The sequence below is a fragment of the uncultured Methylobacterium sp. genome (genome assembly GCF_964242245.1).
In the GTDB taxonomy this organism is placed as follows: Bacteria; Pseudomonadota; Alphaproteobacteria; order Rhizobiales; family Beijerinckiaceae; genus Methylobacterium.
Genome location: NZ_CAXTBY010000123.1, coordinates 1 through 10,436 on the forward strand (window position 1 = coordinate 1; position 10,436 = coordinate 10,436).

A 10,436-nucleotide genomic window follows, 5' to 3' on the forward strand; every position below is an offset into this window, starting at 1 on the left:
CGACAGGTAGCCGAGCTCGACCAGCACGCTCGGCACGTCGGGCGAGCGCAGCACCCGGAAGCCGGCCTCGCGCTGGGGCTTCGTGCTCATCTCCATCACCGGTCCGAGCTGGCCCATCAGGGTCCGGGAGAAGCTGGACGAGAAGCCGCGGGTCTCGCGCAAGGTCAGTTCCTGGAGGATGTCGGCGACCTCGGCCGGGCCGTCCCCGGCATCGGCGCCGGCGGCGGCATCGGCCTTGTTCTCGCGCTCGGCGAGCTTGGCGGATTCGGAATCGGTCGCCCGCTCCGATCCCGTGTAGATCGTCGCGCCCCGCACCTGCGGCGCGGCCGAAATCGAGTCCGCATGGATGGAGACGAACAGGTCGGCCTTCGCGTCGCGGGCGAGCCGCACGCGCTCGGCCAGCGGCACGTACACGTCTCGGTCGCGGGTCATCGCCACCCGGTAGCGGCCGTTGGCCTCCAGCCGGGCGACCAGCGCCTGCGCGAAGCCGAACACGATGTCCTTCTCGAACACGCCGCCGACGGCGATGGCGCCGGGATCGATGCCGCCGTGGCCGGCATCGACCATGATCAGCGGGCGCCGGTCGGCGGGGCCCGCAGGGGTGACCGCCTGGGCCGGCGCGGGCGCGAGGCCGGCAGAGACGGCGGCCCGGCGGAAGGCTTCGCGCTCGGCGCGCTGGAACGGGACGGTGAGGAGCACGGCGCCGTCGCGCGGGCGCGTCGCGGTCTCGATCCGCCCGACGGTCGCCGGACCGGCCAGATCGACGACGATGCGCGAGCGGCCCGGCGCGAACAGCCCGTAGCGGAACGACTGCACCAGCCCGTCGCGGCGGCGGCCGGTCTCATGGTCGAGCTGGAAGTTCACCTCGGCGAGGTCGATCACGGCGCGGTCCGGCCGCTCCATCACGAAGGCGCGGGCCTCGACGGCCTTCGACAGGGTAAGGGTGAGCTTGGTGCCGCCGGGTCCGCTTGCGAGCTCGGCTGCGATCGCCACGGCCGGGCCGGACCCGTCGCCGATCTGCGCGGAAGCCGGATATGCGCCGGTCAGCGCCCACGCGGCGGCGAGCGCGAGCCCGGCGGCGAATGTGGAACGGATCAGGCGCGCACGTCGCTGCATCGGTCTGAGACTGCCTCCCGTGCCCTCCGTTACGGCATAGGATCGGCATGGTTAACCGATGGTTTCCGGACCCGGCGCGATCACCCCATGCCTGTGGCCGGAACGCGACAGGCTGATCCGCTCCCTCCTGGCGGCGTCAGCGGGGCGCGACGACGCGAACGGCCCGGCGGGCCAGCTCGCTCCAGCAGGTGAGCGAAGCGTCCGCGGCGCGCTGGATCTCGCCGACCTGAAGCCGAATCGCGTCGGCGGGCGAGCGCACGTCCTTCAGAGCCTGGAGATGCGAGACGGTTGCTGCCCCCTCGCCGCGCACGTAGGCGAACAGGGTCCCGCCCATCCCCGCGAGCGCCTGCTTGAGGGATGCCTCCGGCCGGCGGGCTCCCGCGCGCCAGGACGCCGGCGCCGGGCCGGAGGGCGCGGCAAGTACGGGGGGCGCCTCCTCCGGCTCGGAGGCCGCGGCGCGCTGCGGCGGGGCGACCGGCACCGTCAGCGTCACCACGTTGGTGTCGACGCGCGTCGGCGGCACCTTGCCGCGCGCGTCCACCGGGATGGACAGGTTCGCATCGGCCGGGATCGGTGCGGTGCCCGGTGCCTCGACCGGCGCTCGGCCGCCGAGCGTCCCGGGCGAGACCGTGTCCAGAAGGTGCGCGTGCAGCGGTTCCTGCGCAGGCCCATCCCGTCCCAGCTCCGCCCGCAGCACGGCGGCGGCATCCAGCACGGCCGCGGACGGCTCGTGCGGCGGCGTGCCGTCCCGGCCCGTTCGACCCTTCGGCGTCCTCGGCTTGCCCATCGCTCGATGTCCTTCGAACCGTTGGTCGGGCCGGGCAGCACCCGGCTCGCGTCGAGAGAACGGAACCTAGCTCAGATGCAGCCGGACGCAAGGCGCTCTGGTCCCGCACCGGGGGGCGGGACGGGGCCCGGACGGACCGGGATCGACCGTCGGCTCAGCGCGCGGCGTTCTGCGCGAGGCTGCCGAGGTCCTTGGCCTGCGCCTGCATCGCGGCGATCTGGCTGCGGACGAACTCGGACTGCAGCTCGAGGGCCTCGCGCATGTCCTTGGTGCGCACGAGCTTCTGCGCGAAGTCGAAGGTGGCGTTGGCGTTGGTCTGGGCGTGGTCGAAGCCCTTGGCGACGGCCGCCTGCATCGACGACTGGAGCGTCAGCCCCGAGGACTGGACCTGCTCGGCGGCCTTGAGGGCGTTGCCCATCAGGGTGCCGACGGCGGTGCGGGCCTGATCGACGCTCTTCTCGGCGAAATCGCGCATCTCGGTCGGAATCTCGAAGGTCGGGGTCTGCATGTTCGTCTCCTCGGAAGGGTCTCGTCGCGACCGGTGGCGAAGCAGCCATCCGTGCGCAGCGGACTTATGTTGCATCGCAATACGAAGTCAAGGCACGCGATCCACCACGCTCACTGAGTTGCGACGACGCGGATCGCGGGGATACGCATCGCTCACAAAGATGTGACGGGGACCGCACGCCCCATCGCACGGTGCGAAGCAGACATCGCAGGCAGAAACAGAACCCCTCCGGCCGCACCGCTTCACCATGACAGGTCAAGCGCGTCGGCGTGCTCCGTGCAAGCTTCGCAGCAGAGAGGATCGCCGGTGACATTACCTCAAGCCGATCGCAGGACCGGCACGGACACGTCGTCGCCGCGCGCCGCATGCTGCGCTGCATCAATCGCATCGCACCGAAGGGCGCGGTAGAAGTCGGCGAGCATGCGGGCGTGCGCCGGGACCGTCATCGGCGCGTCCCAGAAGCGGGCGTGGGCGGCGCGGCCCATCGCTTCCGTGCGCGCATCGTCGCGCAGGCGCGCGAAGGCGGCGGCCAGCGCCTCCGGCTCCGGCGGGACGACGAAGCCGGAGACGCCGTCGGCCACCTTCTCGGCAGCGCCGGACCGGTCCGAGGCGACGACCGGGATGCCGGCAGCCAACGCCTCGTAGACGGTGAGCGGCCCGGTCTCGAACCAGCGCGAGGGTGCGGCGAGCGCCCGGGCGCGGGTGCGCAGGATCGCCTGCACCGCCTCGGGCGCCTGCCAGCCGAGCAGTTCGACGCCGGGCTGGGCGGCGAGCTCGACCGCCAACGGACCGGTGCCGATGAGCAGGGCCGGCACGCCCGCGGCCCGGGCCGCGGCCGCGACGAGGTCGGCGCCCTTCTCCCGCGTGAGCCGCCCGACATAGGCGATGGCCTCGCCCCGCGCGGGCGCCGACGGCGCGGCAGGGGCCAGCCGCACGGGGTTGTCGATGCGGTGGTGCCGGAGCGCGTAACCGCCGAGGAAGTTGCCCATCCGCGCGCGGCTCGCGTCGCAGACGTGGACGACGTGGAGGGTGCGGCCCGCAAGCGCCCGCCCGAGCGCGGCCGTGCGGGCGACGCGCACGAGCTTGTGCAGGCGGCTCCTGGAATCGCACGGCGCCGCGATGCAGGCGGCCGACATCGGCCTGAGCGCGCAGGGCTCGGCGGTGTCGAAGCGGTAGTAGACGCCGTTCGGGCAGGCGAGGAAGTAGTCGTGCAGCGTCAGCGCCACGGGGGCGCCGGCGGAGAACAGCACCGGGAACACGGCGGGCGACAGGCTGCGGGTCCACTGGTGGACGTGGATGCAGTCCGGGGGCGTGGGCAGCCGGCGGAGCGCGTCGCCGAGCGCCCGGGCCGCCCGCGCGTGCCAGATGCTGGATGCGGCGGCCGCCAGCGCGTTGCGGCCCCACACGTCGGGCAGTCCGAGGCAGACCCGCCGCACGCGGGGATGGTCGAGGAGCGGGTCGACCGGGCCCTCGACCCCCTGGAGGTAGGTGACGGCGATGCCGGCCTCGGCCAAGCCGTGGGCCGATTCCACCGCCACCTTCTCCGCGCCCCCGCTCGGGCCCGCGAACTCGGCCAGGATCACGACGTGCATGGCGCCACCGGGGACGGCCGCGGGGTCGCGGCGTGATCCCCGAGTTTACGGGGGATCAACTGCGGTCCGGTAAACGAGGCGGTGCCATCCGCCGGGAGCCGCCTCGTGCACGTCGTCCTCGTCGCCGACCACGCCTACGTCAACGGCGGCCAGGCCAAGGTCGCGATCGACGCCGCCCTCGGGCTCGCCGCGCGCGGCGTCCAGGTCACGCTGTTTGCCGCCTGCGGGCCGGCTGACCCGCGCCTCGCAGCCGGCGGGGTGCGCGTGGTCTGCCTGAGCCAGGACGACGTCTCGACGACGCGAAACAAGCTCGCCTTCCTCGCGCAGGCGATCTGGAACGGCGCGGCGGCCAAGGCGCTCGCCGCCGAACTCGCGCGCTGCGATCCCGCCGACACGGTGGTCCACGTCCACGCCTTCGCCAAGGCGCTGTCGCCCGCGATCGGCGTGGCGCTGCGGCGCTCCGGGCTGCCGCTGCTCTACACCCTGCACGAGTTCTTCCTGGTCTGCCCGAACGGCGGCTTCTACGAATACCCGGCCGCCGCGATCTGCCGCCGGGCGCCGATGTCGGGCGCGTGCCTGTCCACCAACTGCGACGCGCAGAGCTATCCCCGCAAGCTCGCGCGGGTGGTCCGGCACCTCGGGATGACCCGCGTCGCGAAGCTGCCGACGATCTTCCGCCACGTCGTCACCATCAGCGACCTTCAGGAGCGCGTCGTCGCACCGCACCTGCCGCGGGGGACCACGTTCCACCGGGTCGACAACCCGATCTCCGTCGCTCACCAACCCCTGCGTGCGGGGGCGCCAGGCGACTTCCTGTTCGTCGGGCGGATCTCCACCGAGAAGGGCGCGCCGATCTTCGCGGAGGCCGCGCGGCGGGCGGGCGTCCGGCCGGTCTTCGTCGGCGACGGCGAGCAGCGGGTGGAGCTGGCCGCGCGCTACCCGGAGGCCAGGATGCTCGGCTGGCGCGACGGGCCGGCGGTGCAGGCGCTGATGCGGGAGGCCCGCGCCCTGGTGTTCCCGAGCGTCTGGTACGAGGGCCAGCCGCTCACCGTCTACGAGGCGCTCGCCTGCGGGACGCCGGTGGTGGTGAGCGATGCCTGCGCCGGCCGCGAGGCGGTGATCGACGGGCAGACCGGCCTGCTGTTCCGCTCCGGCGACCCGGACGCACTGGCGGCCCAGCTCGGGCGGCTTACCGACGACGCCGTGGCGGCCCGGATGGGCGCGGCGGCGCATGCCCGCTACTGGGCCGCACCGCTGAGTCTCGACGCCCACCTCGACCGGCTCGGGCAGGTCTACGACGCGGTGATGCACGAGGCGGCGGACGGCCGCTCGGCTGCCCGGACCGCCCTGCGCGATACTCCGACCCTCCTGGCCGCGGGTGCAACACCCGGGGCCGCCTCGCGTTGACGGGGACCGGTGCCCAGCGCGGCGCCCCGTGACTCCAGGAGTTCGCCCGATGGCCGACGATCACAAGACGCCCAAGGACGCCGACAAGCCGGGCTTCCAGCACGGCAGCGCCAAGTCCGGCGACGACGCGCATCCGGATAACCACCCGGACAAGCTGGACGAGCGCCTCGACGACGCCCTCGAAGAGACTTTTCCGTCGAGCGATCCGATCTCGGTGAAGATCACCAAGTAGCGAGGTCGAAGCGGACCACGCGTTGAACGGGCCGGCGCACGAGCGATGCGCCAGTCCGCTTCGTTTGCGCCGCGGGCCCCGTCCGCCCGCGGCGTCCTAAACGCGGAAGCTACGTGACGGTGCCGGCTGGCCGCTCGGCACCGTCACGTGGCCGGCCGCATTCCGGGCGTCGTCCCGGCGCACCTGCGACGCATCGGCACGCTTTCGCCCCATTGCTCGGCCAGAGCCGACCCCTTTCCCGGCACGGCGACACGGTTCGCCCCTGCGTTCGGCCCCGGACCCGCGTCCGCACGGCCCGCGCACGACACGCCGCCGAAAGGACGCCCATGAGCTCGAGCCGTCCCGCGCGCAGCCCGAACGTCCGCCGCGCATCGATGCGCGGCCCGATGCGCGCGGTCCTGGCGGCGGCGCTCGCCGCGCTGCTGCTCGCGCCGGGCGCCGCGTTCGGGCAGGCGCCGGCCGTCCAAGCCAAGCCTGCCGAGGTCAAGCCTGCCGAGATCAAGTCTCCGGAAGCCAAGCTGCCCGAAGCCAAGCCCGCGCCGGCCAAGCCCGAGATGTCCGACGCCCTGAAGGCCGTGCGGGCCAAGCTCGACGCGGCCAAGACCGACCTCGCCGAGCGCGAGAAGGGCCTCGCGCGCACCGACCTCGGCGCGGCGGAGCTCGCCGCCCTGCGCGACGGCGTCGGCCCCGTCACCGACGAGATCCGCACGATCGTCGCCCGGCTTGATGCGCCGCTCGAATCGGCCCGCGAGCGGCTGACCCAGCTCGGCCCGAAGCCGAAGGACGCGGAGGAGAGCCCCGAGGTCGCGGTCGAGCGGGTCGAGCGCGAGGCCGCGGTGATGCGCCTCGACGAGACCCAGCGGCTCGCGCGCTCGCTCCTCGTCCAGGGCGACCAGATCATCGACCGGGTGTCGAACCGCCGCCGGGAATCCTTCACCAAGGGCCTGTTCGAGCGCAGCCAGGCGCTGGTGAGCCCGCAGCTCTGGGCCCGCGTGGCGGCGGACGTCCCCCGCGACACGCGCTCGCTCCAGGGCGCGCTGTCCGACATCGTGCTGTTGTTCTCCCGCAACGGGACGCTGGGCAACCTGCTGCTGCTGGGCCTCGCCTTCGGCGTCTCGGTCGCGCTGTACTTCGGCCGCCGCAACATCGCCCCGCGCTTCGGACGGCGGGACGCCGCGACGACCGATCCGACCCGGCGGGCGAGCCTGCTCGCGGCGTGGCGGGTGCTGCTGCTCGGCACCGTGCCGGCCGTGATCGGCTCCTACGCGGTCTACTACGCGCTCGACGCCACCGACCTCCTGCCCTCGCGGCTCCTGCCGGTGGCGGGCGCGATCCTGGCCGGGCTCGCCGTCATCGCCTTCGTCGAGGCGCTCTGCGACGGCCTGCTCGCGCCGGAGGTGCCGGCGTGGCGGGCAGCCCCGGTAGGGGATGCGGCCGCCACGCGCGTCACGCGGCTGGCCGTCGGCATCGCCACGGTGATCACCGTGGTCAAGTCGATCGAGGCGCTGAACTCCGGCATCTCGGCGGCGCTGCCGATCTCGATCGCCACCCGCGGCCTCGGTGCGGTCGCCACCGCCTTGATCCTGGCCGTCGGCCTGCACCGCTTCGCCGACAAGGACGAGGAGGAGGAGGCCTGCTTCGGCCCCTACGTACCGACCAAGACCACGACCGGGCTGGGCGGCCCGGCGCGTCTGATCGGCTGGGCCGCGGTCGGCGTGATCGGGGTCACGGCGCTCATCGGCTACGTCGCCTTCGCGTCCTTCCTCATCGACCAGCTCGTCTGGACCGCGAGCCTGCTCGTGCTGCTCTACCTCCTGGTCCAGAGCGCCGACACCTTCATCGGCGGCGCGCTGGCCGACGACACCCGCATCGCCACCGCGCTCCAGGCCAACACCGGCCTGCGCAAGCGCTCGCTCAACCAGATCGCGGTGCTCGCGACCGGGGCGGCCCGCGTGCTGCTGTTCCTCGTCGCCGCGCTGCTGGCGCTGGCGCCCTGGGGGCTCGATTCGACCGACATCGTCGCCTCCCTCCGCCAAGCCTTCTTCGGGTTCAAGGTCGGCGACGTGACGGTCTCGCTCTCGACCATCACGCTGGGGCTCGGCATCCTGGTGCTCGGCATCGCGATCACCCGCGCGATCCAGCGCTGGCTGGAACTGACCTACCTGCCGGCGACCGACCTCGACGCCGGCCTGCGCAACTCGATCTCGACGGTGTCGGGCTATTGCGGCTTCCTGCTCACCCTGGCGCTGGCGTTCTCGTACCTGGGCCTGAGCCTGGAGAAGCTCACGATCGTGGCCGGCGCGCTCTCGGTCGGCATCGGCTTCGGCCTGCAATCGATCGTCAACAACTTCGTCTCGGGCCTCCTGCTCCTGTGGGAGCGGCCGATCCGCGTCGGCGACCAGGTGGTGATCGGCGACAGCGAGGGCATCGTGAAGCGCATCTCCGTGCGCTCCACCGAGATCCAGACCTTCGACCGCTCGGCGGTCATCGTGCCGAACTCGAACCTGATCTCGGGCATCGTCAAGAACCGGGTGCGGGGCGACCGCACCGGCCGCGTCTCGATCACGGTGAGCGTCCTGCGCAACCAGGACCCGGTGCGCGCCGCCGAACTGATCATGGACTGCGCGCGCGCCCACCCCGACGTGCTGAAGGAGCCAGCCCCCCGCGTCGTCTTCCGCAAGATCGGCGACCCGTTCCTCGACTTCGAACTCGTCGTGATGATCGTCGACGTGATGCTCGCCCTGAAGGTCCAGACCGACCTGAACTTCTCCGTGTTCAAAACCCTGTCCGAGGCCGGCTTCATACCGCCGCTCGGCCCCGGCTCCAGCGTCGTCACGGTGCAGGGGCTCGACGGGATGGAGGCGGCGATGGCCGAGATCGCCGGCCGGTTCGGCCGGGCGCCGGCCGCGAGCGCGACCGCGTCCGAGGAGGCCGTCGGCGGACAGCGGGAGCGGACCCTGCGCAAGGCCGGCGCCTGACGAGGTGAGGGCGGACGCCCCCGGATCACCGTCACCCCGCTCCGAAGGTCCGGACCGTGTTCCGCCCCGCGGCCTTCGCGGCGTAGAGCGCCGCGTCGGCCTGAGCGAACACCTGCGCGGGCGTGCCGCCCGCAATCGCCGCGATGCCGGCCGAGGCGCCGATCCGGACGAACGCCGCGCCGTGGCGCATCGGCAGGCCCAGCGCCCGGATGATCCGCTGCGCCAGCGCGTCCGCCGCAGCCGCGTCGAGGCTGCCCGCGATCAGGACGGCGAACTCGTCGCCGCCGATGCGCGCCACGAGGTCGGCCGCCCGGCAAACGCCGGCGAGGCGCTGCGCCGCCTCCTTCAGGCAGGCGTCGCCCGCCGCGTGCCCGAACGTGTCGTTGACCGGCTTGAAGCCGTCGAGGTCGACGAGGATCAGCAGCCCGGCGCGATTCGACCCGCACAGGCCCGCGAGCCGGTCCTCGAAGCGCAGGCGGTTGGCAAGGCCCGTCATCCCATCGAACTCGGCGCGGTGGCGCGCCCGGTCCGCCGCGAGCGTCTCCTCGGTGATGTCCTGCTTGATCCCGAACAGGCGGACGGGAACGCCGTGCTCGGCCTCGACCGTGGCGGTCAGCCGGATCCAGCGATGACTGCCGCGGGCCGTGACGATCGCCGCATCGAGGCGGAAGCCGGTACGGTCCGCGATCGCGCGGGCCCGGATCGCTTCGAGTTCGCGCAGCGACGGCCCGGAATAGTGTTCGAGGGTGCGCCCGCGCCGCAGAACCGATCCGCGCGGGATCTCGAAGAGGTCGTAGACGCCGTCCGACCAGTCCAGGGCCTCGTCGCGAAGCCGGCACTCCCACAGGCCGAGGCCGGCCGCGGCGGACGCTCGCTCGAAGGTGCGCTGGCGGCGCGCGAGGCGCTCGGCCTCCTGGCGGATCAGGCGCACCTGTGCCCGCGCGGACGGGAACGTCGCCGAGGCGGCCGCCGGGTCCGTGCGTTGCGCAGGATCGGCATGCGGAGGATCGGAACGACCGGAACCCGGATGGTTCCCCGAGTCGGGCATGCGTACGGGCTCGCCCCTGCGTCTGGTCGATTTATCCGTCCTGACTACGTCGGGTTCGCCTAACGGCTTCTTAACACTGAGCCTCACGGGTCGTACCCCGTGAGGCTTGGTATACCGCGAAGCGGAAGGAGTTCCGCTCTGCGCTTCTCCCTCTCCCCCGATGCGTCTCGGGCTTGCCCGAGACGCGCACTTTAGATGCCCAGGTCGGGCAAGCCCGACTTGGTGGGAGAGGGTGGTCCGCGAAGTGGGTCGGGAGAGGGGAGCGACACTTCCGGATAGCGCACGCCCCTCTCTCGACCCTCGCTCACGCGAGGGCCACCCTCCTCCGCAGGGGCTTGCGGACTCACACATCTTGAGACCGGTGCTGCGTGGATCGGGCGAAGCGCCGGGCGGCCCCCTCTCCCCACACATCTCGGGCTTGCCCGAGATGTGCAGTTCGGATGTCCAAGTCGGGCAGGCCCGACTTGGATGGGAGAGGGCTGGGATGAGGGGCGTGACCTCTCCGGTGCGTTCTCATCCCTCACCCCGTCCCTCTCCCGAACGGGAGAGGGGGCCCGCGCCCATTTCGCATCGCGTGGAGCGATGTGTGCATCCGCAAGCCCGCGGAGTGGGGGAGGGAAGGGGACGCTCCGAAGAGTCAGATCGAGAGGTGCTTCCCCAACGGGGCCGGATCTTATCGGGGACGCGGTCTATCAGCGCCCAACCGTGGGCGCTGCGCAATCCGCGTCGCACGCCTATATTCCTCCCGAAGGCTCGCGGAGGGCGGGC

At 72.7% G+C, this 10,436-nt stretch carries 8 protein-coding genes; 3 read left to right on the top strand and 5 right to left on the bottom strand.

The annotated features are described in order from the left end of the window. The 4 genes from ACFE8Y_RS18520 to ACFE8Y_RS18535 form a co-directional block, all read right to left on the bottom strand. Positions 1 to 1,116, bottom strand: a 1,116-nt coding sequence (locus ACFE8Y_RS18520; protein ID WP_375465851.1) for an N-acetylmuramoyl-L-alanine amidase, incomplete at its 3' end; no start/stop codon positions are given. Positions 1,117 to 1,252: 136 nt separating this feature from the next. Next, a complete protein-coding gene (locus ACFE8Y_RS18525) occupies positions 1,253 to 1,903 on the bottom strand; it encodes a hypothetical protein (protein WP_375465852.1) in 651 nt (216 codons plus the stop codon). 154 nt (positions 1,904 to 2,057) lie between these two features. Further along, positions 2,058 to 2,411, bottom strand: a complete 354-nt coding sequence (locus tag ACFE8Y_RS18530) for a phasin (RefSeq protein WP_375465853.1) — start codon at positions 2,409 to 2,411, stop codon at positions 2,058 to 2,060. Between the two features lie 317 nt (positions 2,412 to 2,728). Further along, positions 2,729 to 4,003 (bottom strand): glycosyltransferase family 4 protein, encoded by a 1,275-nt coding sequence (locus tag ACFE8Y_RS18535; RefSeq protein ID WP_375465854.1) that lies wholly within the window; start codon positions 4,001 to 4,003, stop codon positions 2,729 to 2,731. A gap of 105 nt (positions 4,004 to 4,108) precedes the next feature. On the opposite strand from ACFE8Y_RS18535, the gene ACFE8Y_RS18540 reads away from it, so the two are divergent. The 3 genes from ACFE8Y_RS18540 to ACFE8Y_RS18550 all read left to right on the top strand — a co-directional run bounded on the left by ACFE8Y_RS18540 (position 4,109) and on the right by ACFE8Y_RS18550 (position 8,620). Then, positions 4,109 to 5,410: a glycosyltransferase family 4 protein gene (locus ACFE8Y_RS18540; protein WP_375465855.1), complete on the top strand. Its 1,302-nt coding sequence runs from the start codon at positions 4,109 to 4,111 to the stop codon at positions 5,408 to 5,410. Between the two features lie 49 nt (positions 5,411 to 5,459). Beyond that, a complete protein-coding gene (locus tag ACFE8Y_RS18545; protein WP_375465856.1) occupies positions 5,460 to 5,642 on the top strand; it encodes a hypothetical protein in 183 nt (60 codons plus the stop codon). Positions 5,643 to 5,968: 326 nt separating this feature from the next. After that, positions 5,969 to 8,620: a DUF3772 domain-containing protein gene (locus tag ACFE8Y_RS18550; RefSeq protein WP_375465857.1), complete on the top strand. Its 2,652-nt coding sequence runs from the start codon at positions 5,969 to 5,971 to the stop codon at positions 8,618 to 8,620. A 31-nt stretch (positions 8,621 to 8,651) separates the two neighbouring features. On the opposite strand, the gene ACFE8Y_RS18555 is transcribed toward ACFE8Y_RS18550, so the two are convergent. Continuing rightward, positions 8,652 to 9,551, bottom strand: a complete 900-nt coding sequence (locus ACFE8Y_RS18555) for a diguanylate cyclase domain-containing protein (protein ID WP_375465858.1) — start codon at positions 9,549 to 9,551, stop codon at positions 8,652 to 8,654. Positions 9,552 to 10,436 lie beyond the last annotated feature (885 nt).

Coding starts and splice junctions, on each gene's coding strand:
- ACFE8Y_RS18525 (WP_375465852.1), bottom strand. CDS start 1,903: ATGGGCAAGCCGAGGACGCCGAAGGGTCGAACGGGCCGGGACGGCACG.
- ACFE8Y_RS18530 (WP_375465853.1), bottom strand. CDS start 2,411: ATGCAGACCCCGACCTTCGAGATTCCGACCGAGATGCGCGATTTCGCC.
- ACFE8Y_RS18535 (WP_375465854.1), bottom strand. CDS start 4,003: ATGCACGTCGTGATCCTGGCCGAGTTCGCGGGCCCGAGCGGGGGCGCG.
- ACFE8Y_RS18545 (WP_375465856.1), top strand. CDS start 5,460: ATGGCCGACGATCACAAGACGCCCAAGGACGCCGACAAGCCGGGCTTC.
- ACFE8Y_RS18550 (WP_375465857.1), top strand. CDS start 5,969: ATGAGCTCGAGCCGTCCCGCGCGCAGCCCGAACGTCCGCCGCGCATCG.